Annotated in this window: 16 protein-coding genes; 13 read left to right on the top strand and 3 right to left on the bottom strand. The window is 34.6% G+C overall.

From position 1 onward, the window contains the following. The first annotated feature begins 23 nt into the window (after positions 1 to 23). Genes H7U22_RS16700 through H7U22_RS16670 form a run of 7 tightly spaced genes read left to right on the top strand, consistent with a single transcriptional unit; the run spans position 24 to position 11,854 of the window. On the top strand, positions 24 to 1,184 hold the full coding sequence (locus H7U22_RS16700; RefSeq protein WP_187072481.1) for a FecR family protein: 1,161 nt from the start codon (positions 24 to 26) through the stop codon (positions 1,182 to 1,184). 58 nt (positions 1,185 to 1,242) lie between these two features. After that, on the top strand, positions 1,243 to 4,872 hold the full coding sequence (locus tag H7U22_RS16695; protein ID WP_187072480.1) for a SusC/RagA family TonB-linked outer membrane protein: 3,630 nt from the start codon (positions 1,243 to 1,245) through the stop codon (positions 4,870 to 4,872). Positions 4,873 to 4,882: 10 nt separating this feature from the next. Next, positions 4,883 to 6,352, top strand: a complete 1,470-nt coding sequence (locus H7U22_RS16690) for a RagB/SusD family nutrient uptake outer membrane protein (RefSeq protein WP_187072479.1) — start codon at positions 4,883 to 4,885, stop codon at positions 6,350 to 6,352. Positions 6,353 to 6,363: 11 nt separating this feature from the next. Continuing rightward, complete coding sequence (locus H7U22_RS16685; protein WP_187072478.1) at positions 6,364 to 7,227, top strand: putative zinc-binding metallopeptidase; 864 nt, start codon at positions 6,364 to 6,366, stop codon at positions 7,225 to 7,227. Positions 7,228 to 7,229: 2 nt separating this feature from the next. Continuing rightward, a complete protein-coding gene (locus H7U22_RS16680) occupies positions 7,230 to 8,654 on the top strand; it encodes a TlpA family protein disulfide reductase (protein WP_187072477.1) in 1,425 nt (474 codons plus the stop codon). Positions 8,655 to 8,687: 33 nt separating this feature from the next. Beyond that, complete coding sequence (locus H7U22_RS16675) at positions 8,688 to 10,313, top strand: S8 family serine peptidase (RefSeq protein ID WP_187072476.1); 1,626 nt, start codon at positions 8,688 to 8,690, stop codon at positions 10,311 to 10,313. A 5-nt stretch (positions 10,314 to 10,318) separates the two neighbouring features. Then, the gene (locus H7U22_RS16670) at positions 10,319 to 11,854 is read left to right on the top strand and encodes an aspartyl protease family protein (protein ID WP_187072475.1); all 1,536 of its coding nucleotides are present in this window, start codon (positions 10,319 to 10,321) and stop codon (positions 11,852 to 11,854) included. Between the two features lie 70 nt (positions 11,855 to 11,924). Here the strand turns inward: H7U22_RS16670 and H7U22_RS16665 are convergent, their stop codons facing one another. After that, positions 11,925 to 12,527: a GIN domain-containing protein gene (locus tag H7U22_RS16665; protein ID WP_187072474.1), complete on the bottom strand. Its 603-nt coding sequence runs from the start codon at positions 12,525 to 12,527 to the stop codon at positions 11,925 to 11,927. Between the two features lie 238 nt (positions 12,528 to 12,765). Here H7U22_RS16665 and H7U22_RS16660 point away from each other — a divergent pair, with 238 nt between their 5' ends. Beyond that, entirely contained in the window at positions 12,766 to 13,122 is a 357-nt protein-coding gene (locus H7U22_RS16660; RefSeq protein ID WP_187072473.1) for a response regulator, read from the top strand. Here H7U22_RS16660 and H7U22_RS16655 read toward each other — a convergent pair. Next, positions 13,119 to 14,429: an ABC1 kinase family protein gene (locus tag H7U22_RS16655; protein ID WP_187072472.1), complete on the bottom strand. Its 1,311-nt coding sequence runs from the start codon at positions 14,427 to 14,429 to the stop codon at positions 13,119 to 13,121. The genes H7U22_RS16660 and H7U22_RS16655 overlap by 4 nt on opposite strands. A 6-nt stretch (positions 14,430 to 14,435) precedes the next feature. Next, the gene (locus tag H7U22_RS16650; protein WP_187072471.1) at positions 14,436 to 15,089 is read right to left on the bottom strand and encodes a TetR family transcriptional regulator C-terminal domain-containing protein; all 654 of its coding nucleotides are present in this window, start codon (positions 15,087 to 15,089) and stop codon (positions 14,436 to 14,438) included. 221 nt (positions 15,090 to 15,310) lie between these two features. Here H7U22_RS16650 and H7U22_RS16645 point away from each other — a divergent pair, with 221 nt between their 5' ends. The 5 genes from H7U22_RS16645 to H7U22_RS16625 all read left to right on the top strand — a co-directional run bounded on the left by H7U22_RS16645 (position 15,311) and on the right by H7U22_RS16625 (position 21,395). Next, positions 15,311 to 16,165 carry an HD domain-containing protein gene (locus H7U22_RS16645; protein ID WP_187072470.1) on the top strand — a complete coding sequence of 285 codons (855 nt, stop codon included), beginning with the start codon at positions 15,311 to 15,313 and terminating at the stop codon, positions 16,163 to 16,165. 54 nt (positions 16,166 to 16,219) lie between these two features. Continuing rightward, on the top strand, positions 16,220 to 16,360 hold the full coding sequence (locus H7U22_RS16640; protein ID WP_187072469.1) for a twin-arginine translocase TatA/TatE family subunit: 141 nt from the start codon (positions 16,220 to 16,222) through the stop codon (positions 16,358 to 16,360). Positions 16,361 to 16,366: 6 nt separating this feature from the next. Next, on the top strand, positions 16,367 to 16,621 hold the full coding sequence (locus H7U22_RS16635) for a hypothetical protein (protein ID WP_222621885.1): 255 nt from the start codon (positions 16,367 to 16,369) through the stop codon (positions 16,619 to 16,621). A gap of 263 nt (positions 16,622 to 16,884) precedes the next feature. After that, positions 16,885 to 20,379, top strand: coding sequence for a PKD domain-containing protein (locus tag H7U22_RS16630; RefSeq protein ID WP_187072468.1), 3,495 nt, complete (start codon positions 16,885 to 16,887; stop codon positions 20,377 to 20,379). Positions 20,380 to 20,381: 2 nt separating this feature from the next. Then, complete coding sequence (locus H7U22_RS16625; protein ID WP_187072467.1) at positions 20,382 to 21,395, top strand: PorP/SprF family type IX secretion system membrane protein; 1,014 nt, start codon at positions 20,382 to 20,384, stop codon at positions 21,393 to 21,395. The last annotated feature ends 57 nt before the right edge of the window (positions 21,396 to 21,452 follow it).

Genomic DNA, 21,452 nt, shown 5'->3' with positions numbered 1-21,452 from the left:
TATATAATGTAGCGCTTATAAAAATGAATACAACAGAACACATCTGGATTAAAGTTATCCAACAGTTAAATAATAACGAAAAGCCTGATCAGCAGTTAATGGCCAAGCTTAGTACTGAAGAGCGAGAACTTATTCAGGCTTTGGAGGATGATAAGATGCTGAACAGCGCAAGCAATTTCATTCAAAAAATGAATGAGAATGATGCATGGAATGAGGTAAAACCAAAACTACCAATTAAAACTGTGCGTTTCTTGCCACAACTTTTACGATATGCCGCCATTCTTTTATTGCCGATTTTATTATTGGGCGGAGGTATTTTTTATTACATCAAAAGCAATCAACCTGTAGAACTTAGTTTGGCAAAACTAGAACCAACAGATCATAATAGAGCTACGCTTGTGCTATCTGATGGACGCTCGGTGGAACTTTCCAAAAATGAAAATCAAAAGCTTTCTGAAATTGCTGGTACAAGCATTACCAATAAAAATAAAGAATTGTTGAGCTATCAGCAAGATGGTAATGCAAACGCAACAGAACAGATTTTTAATAAACTGATTATTCCACGCGGTGCAGAATATAAATTGGCTTTGGCAGACGGAACGGTTGTAATGATAAATTCGGCCTCTGTACTTCGTTTTCCGGTTAACATTAATGCAACTAATAGCCGTAATGTTTACTTGGAGCAAGGTGAAGCTTACTTTAAGGTAGCGAAAAATCCAAACAAACCATTTATTGTTCATGCCAATGGAATGGATGTAAGAGTATTGGGAACAACCTTCAACGTTAATACTTATACAAAAACCATTCGCACAACTTTGGTTGAGGGCCGAGTTGAAGCCCAGAATGCAAATAACCAAAAAGTAATTTTAAGTCCGAACGAACAAGCCATATTTAACCAACAAACCAATGCCTTAACCAAAGCAGATGTTGATGTTGCGCCTTTTGTTGCCTGGGCAAACGGTAAAATTATTTATGAAGAATCGACGCTTGATGAGGTGATGCAGACTTTAAGTCTGTGGTATGATTACGACGTAGAATTTAAATCGGATAAGATTAAAGCAATCCATTTTTCTGGAGAAATTGAGCGATATAAAGACATAAAAACAATATTAAATATTATAGAACAAACAGGCGGTGTAAAATTCAGCATTAAAAACAGGAGGATATATGTAGATCAGCGTTAAAACGAAACATCTAACCAAACCAAAATCAAAAAAAATCAACCAACTATTTAAAAACTAAATGAAAAAATATTTACAAAATTATTTTTCGCCTCAGTTACGCGTTTTGAAAAGGATTATTAGTGGTGCAATCTGTGCGATTATAATTTTAACAAGCTTAAACTTAAAGGCGCAAAATGCTGGCAATATCAGCATCAATGTAAAAAATGCCAAACTATCTGATGCGGTTAAAGCTGTGAGCAGACAAGCTAAAATGCAATTTTTTTACAATGCAGATCAACTGGATAAAAATGCTAAAGTTACCCTGTCGTTAAAAAACAAGACTTTAGATTTGGTGTTAAATACACTTTTAAGAGGGACAGACATTACTTATGTTATAGATAAGGATGTAGTAATTTTTAAAGCCAAAACAATTTCTACATCAGGAACGCCATCTATATCGCAGAAAAAAATTAGGTTAACAGGAAAGATAACTGATGATCAAAATAAAACCCTTCCAGGGGTTTCGATCCAAGAAATTGGACAGCAAAATGCAACTTCATCCGATGAAAATGGTAATTATGTTTTGTTGGTGAATGATAATAGCGCCGTCCGTTTTCAATATATCGGTTACAAAGCACAAGTTAAAAATATCAATTTAGCTAATGGAACAGAGGTTTTTGTAATGAATATGAAACTTCAAGAATCTTCTCAGGGTCTTGATGATGTTGTAGTTACAGGTTACCAAAACATAGCCAAGAGAGATTTTGTGGGATCCATTTCGAGTGTGAAGATGGAAGATATTAGAGTGGCAGGTACAAACCAAATCGATAAATTATTGCAAGGACAATTGCCAGGAGTTGCCGTGAGCAATACATCTGGTTTAGTTGGTTCTAAGCCAAAGGTTAGGGTTCGTGGTACATCAACATTGTTAGGAAGCCAAGAGCCAGTTTGGGTGGTTGATGGAATAATTCAGGAAGATCCTGTTCCTTTCGATTACCAGCAGTTAAACTCCTTATCTGCACAAACATCAAATGATGCCATTAAAAATTTAGTCGGTAGTACGGTTGCTTTCTTAAATGTGGATGATATCGATGAAATTACCGTGCTAAAAGATGCGGCATCTACAGCTATTTACGGTGTTAAAGCAGCGAATGGTGTAATTGTGATTACCACCAAAAAAGGTAAAGTGGGTAAAACATCCATCAATTATTCTACAAATTTTACAACATCGGCAAAGCCAGCATACAATCAATTCAAATTGATGAATTCTAAGGAAAGGGTTGATGTTTCGAGAGAAATTTATGCTCGTGGTTTACAATTTGGCGTAACACCAGATGGAGTTTCTTACGAAGGTTTATCGACAGATTTATTCGATAAAAAAATAACCCAAGAACAATTTGTAGCTGGCGTAAACAAGTTAGAAACCAACAATACAGATTGGTTCGATTTACTTTTTCAAGCGCCAATAAGTCAAACACACAGCTTGAGTATTTCTGGTGGTTCAGATCGTACAACTTATTATGGTTCTGTGGGTTATATGAACGACCGTGGAAATACAAAAGGAAACCAGCAGGATAGATATACTGCTTCAGTAAACATAAATAGTAGTTTAACAAATAATTTAAAAGTTGGTATAAAACTAAGTGGTTCTAAAAGTAAAACTGATGGTTTTTATGGTGTAGATCCATTTAATTACGCATACAATGCAAGTAGGGCAATACCGGCTTTCAATAATGATGGTTCGTTGTTCCTTTACACAGCACCAAACGTAAGTACATCTGGAGCTTTCAGATACAATGTTTTAAACGAGCTTTCGCAAACAGGCAATACAAATAACTTATCAAGTATTAACCTTGCTGCTAATGTTGATTATAAATTTTTAAAAGATTTCACCTTTCAATCTCTTGTAGGCTTTGGTTATAATCAAACAAAAGCCTCTACTTATGCAACAGAAACATCGAATATGATTACCCAATTAAGGGGTTATGAATATGGTGCAGCTTTACCTGGAACGATTAATTATTTAGGATCAAGAATTCCTGTTGGCGGTATTTACAACGGTTATAATATGGATAACCAATCGGTAACCTTTAGAAACTCTTTTGCATACAATAAAAGATTAAGAGATGGTAAAGATGGATTAAATGTATTAGTAGGCCAAGAAATTAGAAGTTCTAAATACGATGGATTGGCACAAACAAGCTATGGTTACATGCCCGATAGAGGACAAAGTTTTGTTCAAATTCCATTAACCTACACGCCAACTACAGGTGTGGTTTCAAATGATTTATACTCGAATACCTTACCAGTTTTAACAGATAAACTATCCAATTACCTTTCCTATTTTGGTACTGCTACTTACAATTTCAACCAAAAATATGTAATTAACGGTAATATCCGTACTGATGCATCTAATCGTTTTGGTCAGTACTCTAACCACAGGTTTTTGCCAATTTGGTCTATTGGAGGAAAATGGAACGTGGCTGAGGAAAATTGGTTTAATGATTTTGCTTGGTTAAATCAATTATCGGCAAGAGTAAGTTATGGTTTTCAAGGTAATGTAGCCGAAAATTTTAGTCCAGATTTAATTGCTCAAATTCCATCAGGCGCATCATCGGTCAATCCTGTTTCTGGTGATCCGGTTTTGTTGATTAAAAGTTTGGCGTACAAGGATTTGAGATGGGAGAGGAATAAAACCATTAACTTAGGTTTAGATTTTGCCATTTTTAATAAGCGTGTTTCTGGTAGTTTCGATTATTATATTAAAAAAGGTTTCGATGTAATTGTTCAGAAATCTATCCCATTAGAGTACGGTTTATTAACTATGCCGATAAATGCGGGTAACATCAATAATAAAGGTTTTGAGCTTGCATTAAATTTTGCTCCGATAAGAACAAATACATTCGATTGGAGTATTAATTTCAATACTTCCAAAGTAACCAATGATGTAATTCAATCTGGTTCTGTGTCTTTAACGAGCTGGCAATCTGCTGTTTCTGGAGGTTTGTACAAAGAAGGTTATGCATCATCGGGCATTTGGTCGTTTGATTTTGCAGGTTTAGATCATAATACGGGTACACCATTATTCAACGGTTTAAATGCGACAACAAATCCAGCAGCAGTTACAGATGTTACAAAAGCCTTGATTTACTCCGGACAATTAGATCCGAAGTTTACAGGAGGTTTAAGTAATAATTTCCGCTATAAATCTTTTACGCTAAGTGCTTTTTTATATATGAGTACAGGTAATGTGAAAAGATTGGCGCCGTTATACCCAAATGCAAGAGACGCTTCTTCAGCGCCTTATCCGTTCCAAAATTTATCAGCAGAATTAAATAATCGCTGGCGCCAACCCGGTGATGAGGCATTTACAACTATTCCATCCTTACCATCTGCTGGTTCCGTAGCAACTACAACGGTTACCGTACCTGGTTCTTCAGCTGGTGTTTATCCGCGTCAACTTTACGATTATTCTACCGCAAGAGTAGTGGATGCAAGTTTTGTAAGATTGAGAAATCTTTCCGTTGGCTACATCGTTCCGAATGCTAAACTTAAAAGTATAGGTTTGAAATCTTGTCAAATTCAGGGTAGTGTAAGCAATTTGTTCTACATAGCCGATAAACGCTTAAATGGGCAAGATCCGGAGGTTAATGGCAACAGTTTGCCTATTCCACGTACCTATTCTTTATCACTTAACATTGGTATATAACAAGCAAATCATGAAAAAATATTTTAAATACATTGCCCTTATTTGCTTAACAATAAGTGTAACATCTTGTAAAAAAGGTTTTTTAGAAGAAAGTAGTCAAGATTTAGTGAGGCCAACAACCACGGCGGCTTTAAATCAATTAATGACTGGAGAAGCTTATCAGCTTAGCTCTACCATGCACGATTATATCGAATTGCTTTCTGATGATGTTCAATCAGATTATAATTCTAACGCGATCGTAGTAGCTGGTTTAAATAAATATTCTTCTGTATTTACCTGGAGAAAAGACATGCTTGATAGGTTAATTGAGAATGCAGCATCTACACCGAATGCATGGTATAATTACTACGCAAAAATTAAGGGCTGTAATGTTGTTTTAGATTACGTAGGCCAGGTTTCAGGTAATGAAAGTGAAAAACAAAATCTTCGTGGGCAAGCTTTGGCTTTGCGTTCTTTTTACTACTTTATGATGGTAAACTTGTTCGGAAAACCATACCTAGGTACTACCGTGAGCCCTGAAACAGATTTGGGTGTTCCATTAATTTTAACTGCAGAAGTAACTGATGCACCGATAAAAAGATCAACAGTTAAAGAAGTTTATACTCAAATTGTAAATGATTTAAATACAGCAATTCCTTTGTTGGATACAAATGGTGCAGGAAATAGCATTTATAAACTTAATGGCACAGCAGCAAGATTGTTGCTTTCGAGAATAAATCTTTATATGGGGAATTGGGATGCGACCATTAAAAATGCAACAGAGGTTTTGCAAAAGAAATCGACATTAAAACAATATAACGAAGTATTATCTTCGGTATTAACCTATCCAGTTTCATCTGCTATTACATCGCCCGAAGTAATTTGGGGTTATGGTTTTTACGCAGAGTTGGGCAACATGCCTTTTGGTGCACAATCGGTTACTAGGGCATCCTATTCGTTCTCTGATAATTTATCGAGCAGTTTTGAAAGTTCCGATCTGCGTTTGAAATTTACTTTATTAAATATTGCTTACATCAATGGATCTTCATTAGTTACCTACAAAGGGCGATCGGGTAAATTTGTAAACACGAGCGCAAGCAATAGCATGGCTTTTCGTACTGCAGAAGCATATTTAAATCGTGCAGAAGCTTATATTCAGAAAGCTATTGCTGGTGATCAAAGTGCTGTTACGAAAGCATTGGAAGATATTAATTACCTGAGGTCTTTCCGAATAGCAACGGCAAGTTATGCGCCAATTACCATTACCGATCCGCAGGCTTTATACACTTTTTACAAGGCAGAGCGTAGAAGAGAACTTTGTGCAGAAGGCCATCGTTGGTTCGATTTAAGAAGATGGGGAATGCCATCTATTCAACACTCACTTCAGTTAACTGCTGGTGCTCCAACTATAGAAACTTTGCAACAAAACGATAATCGCTATACTTTGGGCATCCCGACAGAAGCACTAAACCGTAATCCAAATTTGATTCAAAATCCATAATCTCTTTAGCAATGAAAACCTTAAAATATTTATCAATTTTCTTAACTGGAGCCATTTTAATTGGTGGCTGCTCAAAAAAGGAAGCTGTTTTAGAACCATCAGATATTGCTGTACAATATCAACTTCCACAGGGCAATCACGATTACGATCCCACAATAGTAGATTTCTACAACAGATACGGAACATTTTTTTTATATAAGTTTAGTGGTTTAGACTTTAGCGCTACGCCAGTCTATTCAACTTCAAACTTTGGTGATCTATACACTGTTGATGTTGCTGATGAGGCTTATGTTGGCAAAGTATTAAACTTTGTTAAAAAGAATTGGCTTAATTATTATCCTGATGCATTCTTAAAAAATAATTTACCTTTTAAAGTTTTGTTGGGACAGAATTTAAGAAGCAAAACTTCAGCTACAACCACTTACACCATCTTATCTAGCTACAACCACATTACATTGAATAATTTTTCAGCATCATTCGATTCAATGAACGATGCGCAAAAGAAAACTTATGTTGCCAATTTGCACACGGAGTTTTTCAATTTCATTTATAATAGAGGGAAATTAGATATTCCGGCAGAATTCAGTACGGTAACGAACTACACAATTGCAGGTTCTGCTACAGCATATTATGCGCAAGGTTACCTTTCAATTACCAACGCATTTGCTACAGAAAACAAAATGATTAAAGATTTTCTTTCTTATATCGCTTTAATTACTTCTAAAACGAAGACGGAATTGGATGCAACTGTACTAAAATCTACAACAGATACTGGTGGTTTAATCAAAAAGAAGTACGATATCATCATCAACTATTACAAAACAAAATATAATATCGATTTACAAGCCATCGGAAACGCTGGCGTAGTTAATTAATTATGAAATTAAAAGTTTTAAGCTTGCTGGCAGTTGTAATATTTACACTGCCAGCTTATGCTGCAAAAGTTAGGGGAAGTAGGGTTGGAGCGAACGGGAAATCAGCAGGTTTTTTTGTGGAGGCATTTTCCTCAACAGGTCGGGTTTTATATAAATCGATCAAGCTTGATGAACAAGGTAAATTTGAAATCGATTTCATTTCAGCAGAACCTTTGGTTTATTGGATTGATAATTACCCCGTTTTTGTTAAGCCTAATGATGATTTGCAAATTATTCTTCCCGAAAAAAAGAATGGAATCTTTGTAATTGGTGGGGATAATCAACAACAGACAGTTTCTACACCTGCAGAAAAAGGCACGAGTAAGGTTCAGTTGCTTGGTAGTTCAACTAGCAATAACTTATTGATAAATGATGTTAATACTGCATGGGCTAATTTTAATAAGGATAAAAAAGGTTTGCAAACCACCGATGAAATAAATAAACAATATGCAAATGGCATAAAAATTATTTCAATTTCCAAAGATGTCGATTTAAACAACTTTGCGAATTTTTATAACGATATGCGTTATCTAGAAGCTAAATTACAATATGTGAGGGCTAACTCAAATGATCAGCAAAGTAAAAGCTTTTTCGAATTGCTTAACAAAATATCACTTAATAATCCTGCGGTTACTTCATTAAAATCTATTGGATTAAGAGCATTGGTTACCAATTATTATGCTTTTTTAAGATTGAGCCAAGACGCAAAAATTACTGATGATGATTTATCTGACAATGGATCGATTGGCAAAATGGAATATCTATTAAAAAATGTAAGCAATGAAAGGGTAATTAATGAAGAGCTTAATCAGAGTATTATTTATCATCTATCGATAAAAGGCTGGAACCCCGAATTGGATAAAATAATGGTTGCCGCCGTAGAGAAAACTACGGATGCTTCAGCAAAGAAAAACCTTATCGATTTAAGAGAAAAGTACAGCAAGGTATCTAAAAATTCAGTGGCTCCAGAGTTTTCTATTCCAGATGCTGCCGGTAAAATGGTTAAGCTGAGCGATTTTAAAGGCAAAGTAGTAGCGATAGATGTTTGGGCAACTTGGTGCATTCCTTGCATGCATTCACTTCCATATTTCTTAAAACTTCGTGATAAATATAAGGATAACGCGAATGTTGTTTTTATGTCTATCTCTACAGATAATGCAAATTCGAAAACCAAATGGCTTGATTTTCTAAAAGAAAAAAACATGAACAGTGTTGATCTTCATGCAGGAGATAAAAATGCCTCTGCTTTTGAAAAGGCATACAACATTACCGGAATTCCACGATATATACTGATAGATAAAACTGGTAAAATCATCGAAGATCATGCGCCACAAGCCTCAGAACCAGAATTTGAATCGCTAATACAAACCGCTCTCCAAGCTAAATAACGGTTAGAGAAAAGAACCAAAATTAAACAGAAAATGAAAAAAATTAGCAGACTATTCTTGGTCTTATTGCTCCCGCTATGCTTAAATGCGCAACAAAAGACTGGCTTAACAGATGCAAAGAAAAAGGACTTATTTACCCATCATCCACAAAACTGGCATTTGCTTTCTTTTGATAAAGACAGCGTTTATGGTATAGAAGTAAATAAGGCCTATGCAGAATTACTTAAAGGAAAAACAGCTAAAAAAGTTATTGTTGCTGTAATTGATGCTGGTGTAGACATCAATCACGAAGATTTAAAATCGGTAATCTGGACCAATAAAAATGAAATACCTAATAATGGAATTGATGATGACCATAATGGTTATATCGATGATATTCATGGTTGGAATTTTTTGGGCAGTGCAGATGGAAAAAATAACATCGAATTTGCCACCAGCGAAGATGATCGTGAATATGTGAGATTAACTAAGCTCTACGAAAATAGAGACACGAGCAAACTTAGTGCAACAGATAAAAAATACTTCAATTTAGTACAGCGAAAATCTTCACTAGCACAATCTAAAAGATCAGTAATAGCGACAAAAAATCTGGCTTCTAAAATAGATTCAATAGATCGGTTTCTTAAGAAGACGTATCCAAACCAAGCCATAACCATTCAAACGCTTTACGATACCAAACCAGAATTTTCTGGTGATAAGGAAATGATTTTGACCTATGAACTTTTAAAAATGAGGGCTCAAGGGAGCAAGTACAGCAATGATCTTCCTGTAAATATTTTATACAAGCTTGGTCCTTTTATGATCAGCAATTCGGAAAGTAATCTTCAGCAACAATTTGTTTCCGCATCAAAAGATGGAAGAGCAATGGTTATGGCCGGTTTAAAACCTGGTCAAAATTGGGGTAACAATCAGTTAAGCTTTAAAAATTCTGATCATGGAACACACGTTGCTGGTGCAATAGGAGCCGTTCGTGGAAATAATTTAGGGATAGATGGTATTGCAGATCAAGTAGAAATTATGCCAATAAGAGTGGTTGTTCCGCAGGGTGATGAATACGATGAAGATGTAGCTAAAGCAATTCGTTATGCGGTAGATAATGGAGCTCAATTAATAAATATGAGCTTTGGTAAACGCGTTTCACCAAAAAAACAGCTGGTTGATGAAGCCATTCAGTATGCCGAAAAGAAAGATGTATTAATTGTTCGTGGCGGAGGAAACTTTACAGAAAATACCGATGAATTTGTTTTTTACCCTTCTCAGTTTTACAATAACGGCAAAAAAGCAAGCAATGTAATTACGGTTGGCGCAACAAGTCCTTTCGGCGAGATTATGGGTTTTTCTAACTACGGTAAAAAATCTGTAGATCTTTTTGCTCCAGGTTTCAATGTGTATTCAACCGCATTGGATAATAAATATTCAGGCATGCACGGTACAAGTATGGCATCGCCAGTAGTATGTGGTGTAGCTGCGTTGATTCGTTCTTATTATCCAAAATTTTCAGCATCTGAAGTTAAAGATCTCTTAATGCAAACCGTAACAATTGTACCGGAAGATTGGCAGGGTAAGCAAAAACTACAGAATATTTCAGTTTCTGGTGGAATTGTAAATGCATATCAGGCCTTAAAATTAGCAGATCAAAAATCTAAACCAACAAAATAATCGAGATGAAAAAGATATTATTTATAGGATTATTATTTATTACAAAGTTTGGTTTTGCACAGCAGGCGCCAAGCGATGCTCAAGTTAAGTATGCACTCCAATTTTTTGCACAGAATTTAAAGAAGCATGATGTTAAAAATATAGCTTCTGTTTTAGATGAAACTTTTCATATCGCAGAATATAGAGATCGTGATTTAACAAACGTTCTTCCTCAATTGATTAACCCTGTTGTGCTCGATTCTGTATATTTTGATTCCATCACAAAACGGAACAATAAAATCTATGCAAAGTTAACCGCTGTGCCAAAATCTGGCCCAAACATGGTTTCTTGGGTTAGAATGAACAATTTTTTAGCCTTTGAAAGAATCGGTCATTTCGAAAAACTGATGGGAAGGGTTGATCCAGTTAGTCAAGAACTTCAGCCTGTGAAACTCCTAACCAAAACCGAAATCAAGCGATCATCTGGAATGATATTTATAGAAATGGAAATTGCAGGAAGCAATAGAAAATACAACTTCCTTTTCGATAGCGGAGCAGGAGCAACAACTTTGAGTGAATCTCTCGCAACTAATTTGGGTTTAAAATCTAGTCAACAAGCAATAGATATTAAAACAGCCGGTAACGGTGGAAAATTTAAAACAATTGATACTTTGAACCTCAACATTGGCGAAGTTAAAATTCGTGGAAAACAAGTTGTGGTGGCCAATTTAAGCAACTTGCAAAAAGTTACAGGTCACCAAATGGATGGAATAATTGGTTTCGATTTATTAAAGGATTATCAGGTTGCCCTAAATTTAGATGATAACCAAATGAGCATTTTTAATTTTGGTTATTTTGAGAATCTACCAAAAAATATCGTTCCAATTTACCTAACCAATAACATTCCGAAAATTGATGTAAATCTAAAAATCAAGGGGATAGATTATAAAACCAGATTGTTGTTTGATACAGGAGCTGGTGGTTCTATTTATGGGAATTATTTTTTAAATGCTTTCACCAATGGTTTGGTTGATAAGATAAAAAACAAAAATACTTCGGCATCAATGGATTTGAGTGGAAACATCACAAAATCAGAAATGGGCACAATAGACAATATTAGCATTGCCGGTTTAGGTCTGCAAAACCCTACTGTTGCAGTCGATTTACCTACAGAACAACCTGCTTATGGCTTTGATCGGCATGGTTTAATGGGTATGTCTTTAATTGGGAAATTTAATTTCGTCTTTAATTATAATCTAAATTACATCGATATAAGTCCAAATAAAACCTTTACTGTACCCTTGGTTCCATTATATGTACTTGGAATAGGTTTTGAAAAAAATGGTTCGAAATTTATTGTTAGAAATGCAGATGAAAAAGGACTTGCCTACAAAGCAGGTTTACGAAGTGGCGATGAATTGATTTCTATAAATAATGTTACGCCAGAAAACTTAGATCAGATTACGCAACAATTAAGAGTGCTTGCTAAAAACAAAATTGGTGTTGAAGTAAATAGAAAGCAACAGAAATTGAAATTTGAATTGAGCAAAATTTCGATTTAAAATTTCTTATAACTAAAAAAGCATCCTGATAACCCTCAGGATGCTTTTTCATTTTTTGTGTTTTATATAATTAGTTTAATACGGCAACTTCTTTTTCCACTGCATTGGTTTCTACCGAGCTGATGTTGGTTTTCAAAGCCGCAAATCTATCCATTGTTAATTTTGGAGTTTTGCCCATAACCAATGTGTGATTATCAGTAGATCCACTTAATTTTAAATCTGCGTTCTCTTTAATTACAGTATATAATCCTTCAGTACTTGTGTTTAAATCAGCATGAGCATTTCCTTTTAAAAATACCTGAAGAAATTTTGTTGTAATTTTTCCTTCTGTTTTAACAACTGCATTTTCCGAAGCTTCGATTCTAAAAATGTTGTTTACATAAACAATAAGTTTAGTGTAGTTTTTGTCGGTTGAGTTAATGCGAAGAATATCGCCTTCTTGGGTAATGCTTACTTTGCCGGCATTTTCGTCAGCGTAAGCAACACCTTCTATGCCTCTTTGAACCAATACAACTTCTACATTTCCTTTAACAGAAATTCTTTTGAAATTTGTTGGTGCAGAAACTGTTTTTGTAATTTTATCTGCTGCGGATACACTTGTAGTAAACATAGCTGTTGATAAAACGATAGCTGTTAATGATGATGCGATTAGGGTTTTGATTGAGGTTTTCATAATATTTTGATTTAACTATTTATAATTTCTTAAGGTTTTGTAGATAAGACGCCATCAATTGGAAAACGTTGCAGGCAAGTTGTCGCTTTTATACTATCGCTATAAACTAATCGACGAACGGGCGATTATTAAAGACCAAACTTTGTAATTATATCTGCTTTGTAAAATAATTGGAGATTTGTTTTGAGATAATACTTTTTCTTATCTTTAAAAATAATTTACAGCCCTATAAAATCTTATGAAGAAAAAAGTTGTTCTTGTTCAGGATAATAAAGACATCCTCGATATCATGGATCAAGTTTTGGATGAGGAGGGATTTGATGTTACCGCATCACTAACAACCGAACCGATAGAGAATATTGATGATATTGATCCGGATATTGTTGTTATCGATGATCATATTAAAGGCACAAAAAAAGGATCAGAAATTATTAACGAATTAAAATCTGATCCTGAAACTGAAGATATTTCTGCGGTATTAACCTCTACATCTAATAAATTACCGCAACAGGCCGAAGACTGCAAGGCTGATGATTACATCGAAAAACCATTTGATATTGATCATATGGTAGAAGTTGTAAAGAAAAATGCTTAAAATGCCTTATTTAAAGTTGGCTTAAAAGTATCTGTATTTACTACAGCATTTAATTCGTGTAATATTGTATACAAGCCAAAGTTGGTACGGTTAACATAGATAAAATGCTTAACACCACGAGCTTGCTTAAACTCAGGCATCTTCGAAATTTTTTCTCCATAAGCATATAATTGCTCGAAAAATTCTGGCTTACTAAAATCGAAAGATTTGCTTATGTAAGGTTTCGCAAAAAGCTCGATCATTTCTTTGTATGACTTGTAATAAAACTCAATTTGCGCCGGAGTGTCCTCTTTATGAATCATATCCAGTTTTCTAAAAGCGTCAATAGTTTTTGCCTTATCATTAATTACATCTGTAGAAATTAAAGAGAAAAACGGGTAATAAAAATCATCAGGCATTTCTTTAATACAACCAAAATCTATAACGCCAAGATTTTCATCTGGTGTGATCATAAAATTTCCTGGATGTGGATCGGCGTGTACAGCTCTTAATTCATGTTGCTGAAAATTATAGAAATCCCAAAGCGCCTGTCCAATTTTATTTCTTAACTCTTGAGAAGGATTTGTTTTTAAAAACTCTTTTAAATGTAAGCCCTCAATCCAATCCATCGTGATAATCCTTTTTCCAGATAGTTCGGGGTAATATTTTGGAAAAACAACATGATCGAGATTTTTACAGGCTTCAGAAAATTCGATAGATCGTCTAACTTCTAATTCATAATCTGTTTCTTCTAATAAGCGTTCCTCCACCTCTTTTATATAAACATTTAAGTCTTTTTCAGACATGCCCAATAATCGAAATGCAAAGGGTTTAACTAATTTTAAATCTGATGAAATACTATCGCCAACACCAGGATACTGAATTTTAACCGCTAATTTCTTTCCATTTAAAGTTGCTTGATGAACCTGACCAATAGAGGCTGCATTGCTTGATGTTAAATTAAAACTATCGTAAATGTTCTCGGGTGTTTTGCCGAAATTTTTAGAAAATGTTCTAACAATAAGTGGTCCTGATAATGGTGGAGCATTATATTGTGACTGTGTAAATTTATCAACGTAAGATTTTGGGAGTATGTTTTTATCCATGCTCAACATTTGAGCAATTTTAAGCGCACTTCCTTTTAACTCACTTAACGATTTATAAATATCTGTTGCATTATCTTCATTAAGCTGTTCTCTATCCAAATCTGGATTGAAAAGCTTTTTCGAATAATGTTTTATGTAATTTCCGCCGATTTGAAAACCTGTTTTAACAAATTTTGCCGAACGCTCTACTTTTGTTGTTGGAATACTCTGTTGTATTTTCATTAAATTTTAAAACCCCATTTTCTCTTTAAATTTCCCATTTCTAGATAAAAATTTTCCGTACTCCAATAAATTATCAATAGGAGAGTGTTGGAAAAGATCAAAAGTTACATTCATTCCTTTTTCTATCGCCTCATCACTTTTTTCAAAACCTTCACTATCATCATTTACCCAAAAATTAACAATAAAAGCAAACTGAATCCATAAAGCATCTTTGTAGCGCTTGCTTAAAAACTTACGTTCAGCCAATTCACCACTTTCCAATCCTTCATTTATAATGTCTTCTGCGAAGTTTTCGAAAATTGGTTTTACACCAGCAAGTACATCTGGAGTAGAAAATTTACCTTTATAATTTTTCAAACTGTAAATAATAAAGCTTCTCTCCGTTTTTAAATTTTCTAAATAACTGTAGAAAAACGAAAGCATTTTTTCTCTCGAAGTATATTGATCCCAAACTTCCTGTTCTTTAATCTTGCTTATCGTATTGTGCGTGTATTCAAACCAAATCGTCTTCTCAATACTTTCAAAAGAAGAGAAAAACTGGTAAAAATCAGCTTCGGTGATTTTCAATTTCTTAACAAAGCTGTAAACCGTTTTTGGTTTTTCGTTGTTAGTTAAAACATAGTCGAGATATGCATTTCTGATTTGTTGAGCGGTCGCCATTTTATTTCTTTTTTTATTAATAACGGTTAATTTACAAACTTGGTTTTGTTTGATTGAGTTTTCTCAATCATTGCATTGTAATAATCATTTTCAAAATATTTGAAAGTTAATAATTTAACCAATAAAATTAGTTTATAGTGCTGATTTGTGGAAACATAATTTTAATAAATACTAAAATAATTAGTAATATTGTGTATTGTTAATTTGTTAAAACAGCTAATATGATTCAACTAAACGATTTTTTATACGGCAAAATGGAACTGCCCAAAGTATTTGAAGATTTATTAAATACTGATGCTTTAAAACGTTTAGCTGGAGTGCATCAAAGTGGCGCTATATATTTAGTTAATCCAGATATTTGTCATTCTAGGTTAGAACATGCAATTGGCGTAATGATGCTGATTCGTTTACTTGGAGGTTCGGAGCTAGAGCAAATTGCTGGTTTGTTACATGATGTTTCGCATACTGCTTTTTCTCACGTAGGGGATTATGTTTTTGATAATGCAGATGAGAATTATCATGAGCAAATTTTCGATGAGATCATCTCAAATTCTGAAATCCCACAGGTTTTAATTGATCATGGATATTCCATTGAACAAATTATTACAGGTAAGTTTGATATTCTAGAACAGCCTTTGCCTTTGCTTTGCGCAGATCGATTGGATTATACTTTGAGAGATGGAGTTTATGCAGGGGTTTTTTCCAGACAGCGTGCTAAAGAATTTTTAAGCGCTATTAAATTAAAGAATGGGAAAATAGCAGTGTTAACAGAAAATGATGCAGATTGGATCAATAAATCTTTTAAAAAACTAAATAACGAAGTATTTAAGCTCCCACTTTATTTATATGCAAATGGTAAAATGGCAGAGCTGATTAAAGATTTTATCCAAAAGGGAATTTTAACAAAAAGCGATTTGTTTAAAACCGATACCATGTTGTTGAATAAAATTAGGAGTAGTTTCGCGGGTTATGAAGCCGTAAAATCTATAAAGCAACTCCGTGGTTTTGCTGAATTTATGAGACACGGAGCCGTACCTAAAGTAAAAGATCGAACGCTGAATGTATTGGTTGCCTAATCATTAAAAAACTTATATTGTACTATTTGGCGTATATTGTAAAAAAGGAAAACTATGTCTGTTTTAGAAATTATTTTAATTGGAGCTGTAATAATATTGATTTTTGAAGGTAAAAAATTGCCCGAATTAATGAAAGGCATCGGTAAAAGTATTCGAGAATTTAAAGCTGGAAAAGAAGAACCACCTGTTAAGTAATCTGCTTTGCAAACTTTATCATTTGCTGTCTGTTCTCTAATCAAAATCAATTACGATGGAAACCAAAAGAAACCAGAATTAGCTAATAAAGAATATTCAAATACTAAATCTGAAAATTCAGATCAGGGAATTGATAACTGGAATGATCGCTTAGATCAAAACTTAGAATCAGAAGGTCATAATGACATTTCTGCTGATGAAAATGCTGAGGATTTTTCTAAAAAATTTGGAAGTGGAGATCAATCTGATGAAAAGGCTTAATCAATTTCATTGTCTTTCGTAATCAATTTTTCATTTGTGAATTAACTTTTGTCTGCACTAAAAGTTAATTTTAAATACCTAATAAAGATTAATTTAAATAGTTTTTTACACCAACCCTATAGAGTTTTACACAAACCTAATGCTTTTTGATTGTTAAAAGTGTTAATTTTTATAAACTTGTTTTTTGTTGTATTTCATAAATGGTATATTGCATTCCTGTTTTGATAAAAATGCATCATACTCCCAAACAATACAAGTAAGAAATGAATAAGGTTGTACTCTTTATTTTAATTTTATTTGTATCCTTTACTTCGCGTGTATTAGGTCAAAACATTTCTAATGAAGGAACAGATTTTTGGGCTGTTTTTCCTACCCATGTTCCAAATAGTCAATCTACACTTGCCAATCTTGCAGTTTTTGTTACTTCAAAATTCAATACAGAAGTTACGGTAAGTTGTGGTACCTATACCTCTACTAAAACAATACCTGCAAATACGGCAGTTCAGTTTGATGTAGATCGAAATTCGGCTTATGTTGCTCTTGCAGAAGCGAATACAAATCTTATTAATAGGGGAATTCATATAAAGGTTACAGACGGAAAGCCAAAGGTATCTGCCTATACGCATATTTATGCAGGCGCAAGATCTGCCGCATCTTTAATTCTTCCTTTCGAAACCCTTGGGCAAACTTATTATTCTATGAATTATACGCAATCGGCTGGAGGAAATAACTTTCTTGCTCTGGTTGCTGCAGAAGCAAATACAACACTACTAATTCATGAAAAAGGTGGGACTGTTAAAACAGTTACGCTTGTTAATGCAGGTGATGTTTATGAATATGTTGGTTCTGGTAACGCTGATTTAACAGGTGTTTATGTAGAATCAGATCCTGCTACATCTTCTTGTAAACGTTTTGCAGCCTTTTCTGGTTCCTCAGTAGTTATGATTGCCTGTTCTGGTTCTCAAGATCCCTTATATCAACAACTTTATCCAACGGTAAGTTGGGGCAGAAATTATGGAATTGTCCCATTTATTGATCGACGTTACATACTTAGAATTTTAGCTCAAGAAGATAATACAATCGTAAATCTTGGTGGGCAAACCATCACTTTGAACAAAGGTGCTTTTTATGAAAGTGCTATATTAACAGAGTCTACTTTTATTACGGCTGATAAATTAATAAGTGTTGCGCAGTATTCCTTAACTCAAAGTTGTTCCTCTGTTAATGGCACAAATCTTCTCGGAGATCCGGAAATGGTGATTTTAAATCCCATTGAATTTAATATAAAGGCAGTTACAGTATTTTCTTCTACTTTACAGGCTATTTCTGTTAGATATTTAAATATTCTAATTCGTGCAAATAAAACGAGCACATTTAAAATTAATGGTACTGCTCCTGTAGTTACCTGGAAGCCATTAGTTGGAAATCCATCTTATGCCTATGCGCAAATCCCGGTAACATCCAACAGTTTAACTTTAACGGCAGATGATGGTTTTAATGCAATTGCTTATGGCTTTGGGCAAGCAGAATCTTATTCTTATTCTGCAGGAACAAACCTATCTTCGAACAATTACCTAACCGTAGTTAATGAAGTAAAAAACGAGGAGAATCCCAACGGTTGTGTAGGCTTAGAAATTGATTTTAAGATTAACCTTCCTTATCAACCCGATAAAATATCTTGGACTTTAGACGGAGATGCGGAGGTTGTAACTCTAAATCCTGTTCCAGAAGTTAAAACCACAAACGGGCAGAAGGTATATGTTTATCGCTATCCTGCAAACAAAACTTATACTGCTACGGGAGAATATCATTTAAGCGTTGTTGCTCATGTCCCCAATAATGCATCTAACTGTGTAAGTGGAGATTTGATAACCAATTACGTGTTCACTATTTACGATTTACCTACAGCCAAATTTAGTGTAGCTCAAACAAGTTGTGCAAAGTCGGATGTCGTTTTTACGGATCAAAGTGTCTCGAATTCCACGGATTTTGCAATAACAAACTGGCTTTGGGATTTTGGTGATGGAAAAACCTCAACGGATCAAAACCCAAAACATCAATACGATGCCGAAGGAAATTACAATGTTACGCTATCTGTTAAATCTGGTACAGGTTGTTATTCTGATCCAACTCCAATTACAGTTGTAAGCATTTATCCTTTACCAATTTCAAAATTTACGGCACCTACTGCGAGTTGCATAAATACGGATGTGTTGCTTACAGATCAGTCTACTATTAGCAGTGCACTCTCACCTAATACAATCAAAAACTGGCATTGGGATTTTGGAGATGGAAGTACCCCTGCTGACCAAACAACTGCTGCACCTTTTACTCATCAATATACAACCCCAGGTACCTATACAATTAAACTAATAACCACTTCTGCACATGATTGTGTAAGTGATGTGGTTACTTCTAATATTATAATTACTGATTTGCCGACAGCAGATTTTTCTCTGCCTGATATCTGCCTTAGCGATGCTTTCGCATTATTTTCAAATAAATCTACAGATGCAACAGGTGGAAATGGTGTTTTTAACTACAAATGGACTTTCGGAGATGTTGCAAATTCTACACCTTCAAATCCAAATACAACTGCCACAAAAGATGGAAAACATAATTATACTGTTGCAGGTACTTACAAGGTAACTCTAGAAATTACCAATGCCAATGGTTGTGTTTCAATTAAAACGCAAGATTTTACGGTTAATGGAGCGGTAGAGAAAGCAGACTTTACAATTCAGAACGAAAATAGCCTTTGTAGCAATCAAGATGTTGTAATCAACAATACGTCAAATGCTTTTTTTGGTAAGATAACTAAGCTCTTCATCTACAAAGATTTTATTAATGCTCCAGAAGATTTTATTACCATATTATATCCAACGAACGATGACATCAGATTAACCTATCCATCATTCGGCGGACTTACAGATAAAAAATACACCATTAGATTAGTTGCCTATTCGGGCGAAACGTGTTTCAAATTTAAAGAGACAGAAATTACGGTTAAACCTGCACCTCAGTTGGAGTTTGCTAAAATTGCAGCTGCTTGTCAAAACGATGGTTCTGTCGTAATTACTCAGGCTAAGGAAACCTCTGGAATTATTGGTACTGGTATATATTCTGGCGATGGTATAGATGAAGCTGGTAATTTCAACCCTAAAAAAGTTGATATTGGAATCCATACGATTACCTATACTTTTACAGCTGATAACGGTTGCCCAGCTTTTATTACCCAAACCATAAACGTCTATAAATCTCCATCTGCCGATGCTGGATTTCCGATTTTTATCTTGTCTGGCGGAGAAACAACTATTCCGGCAACGGCAGAAGGCGATAACTTAAGCTATAAATGGACACCAGCTTTAGGTTTAAGTAGTGATCATGTTTTAAATCCAATTGCATCACCAGAAAAAGATACAGAATATACGCTTTTGGTTACAACTGATGAGGGTTGTACAGCAACTTCAACAGTTATTATTAAAGTTTTGCAGGTTTTAACGCCACCTAACTCATTCACTCCAAACGGAGATAACGTTAACGATGTTTGGAATATTCAGTATTTAGATACTTATCCAAATGCAACTGTCGAAATTTTTAACAGGAACGGAACCAGAGTGTTTTTTAGCAATGGATATAAAATTCCTTTCGATGGTAACTTTCAAAATGTACCTTTACCTGTCGGAGTTTATTACTATATTATCAATCCAAGAAACGGACGTAAATCAGTATCAGGACCTCTCACCATAATTCGATAAAATTGAAAAAGTTAATTGTAATATTAGCCCTTACTATTCTTTCATACGAAGGTTTTTCTCAACAAAAGCCACAGTACACGCAATATATTTTTAATCAGTATTTGCTTAACCCTGCTTTGTCTGGAATAGAAAATTATCTTGATTTTAAAGCCGGTTATCGCAAACAGTGGGCTGGAATTAACGATGCGCCGCAAACATCTTTTGTATCTGCAAACTGGGCGCTTGGTGATAATCAATTATGGAGTAATGCCTTAACCTCATTTCCAGAGCAAACGGGTAATCCGATGGATCGAAATTACACCCAGAATTATATGTCTTCCCCTTCACACCATGGAATGGGTGTTACTGCAGTATTAGATAAAACTGGCCCCTTATCTCGTTTGGATGCAAATGTAACTTATGCTTATCATTTACAATTAAGTAACAGTTTTAATTTATCGGTAGGCGTTGCTGCAGGAATTTCAAGAATTGCACTGGATGTAAACGCACTATCATTCGAAAATCCAATCGATCCAATTCTGTCAAGAGCTTTGGTAACACAGCTAAAGCCTGATGTTAGCATAGGTTTGTGGCTTTATGGAGCTCGCATGTTTGCGGGTTTATCTACTCAACAAATTTTACCGCAAAAGTTAAGTTTTACAGGTGATGAATCTTATAATCAGGGAAAAGAAGTGCCACATATTTTTGCGACAGCTGGCTATAAGTTTTTCGTGGATGATGAGATTGCAGCTATTCCATCAATAATGGTAAAATATGTATCCCCAGCTCCAGTATCGGTAGATTTAAATATGAAATTTGCTTTTAAAGATAAGGTTTGGTTGGGTGGAAGTTATCGCAAAGATGATTCCTTTTCTGCAATGGCAGGATTTAATATCGGCAAAATGGTTAATCTAACCTACTCATACGACTTTACAACTTCAGATTTAAATCAGGTAAGCAATGGCAGTCATGAGATCGTTTTAGGCTTACTGCTGAACAATATTTATAAAGTACCTTCTTACATCAAAATGTGGTAAATCAGTTTTCCATTCCAAACCAGCAATTAGAGTTTCTAAAATAAGAATACCCACACA

The sequence above is a fragment of the Pedobacter fastidiosus genome (assembly GCF_014306625.1).
GTDB lineage: Bacteria > Bacteroidota > Bacteroidia > Sphingobacteriales > Sphingobacteriaceae > Pedobacter > Pedobacter fastidiosus.
The sequence above is the reverse complement of the archived record's forward strand: the minus strand, read 5'-3'. Positions and strand labels throughout refer to the sequence as shown.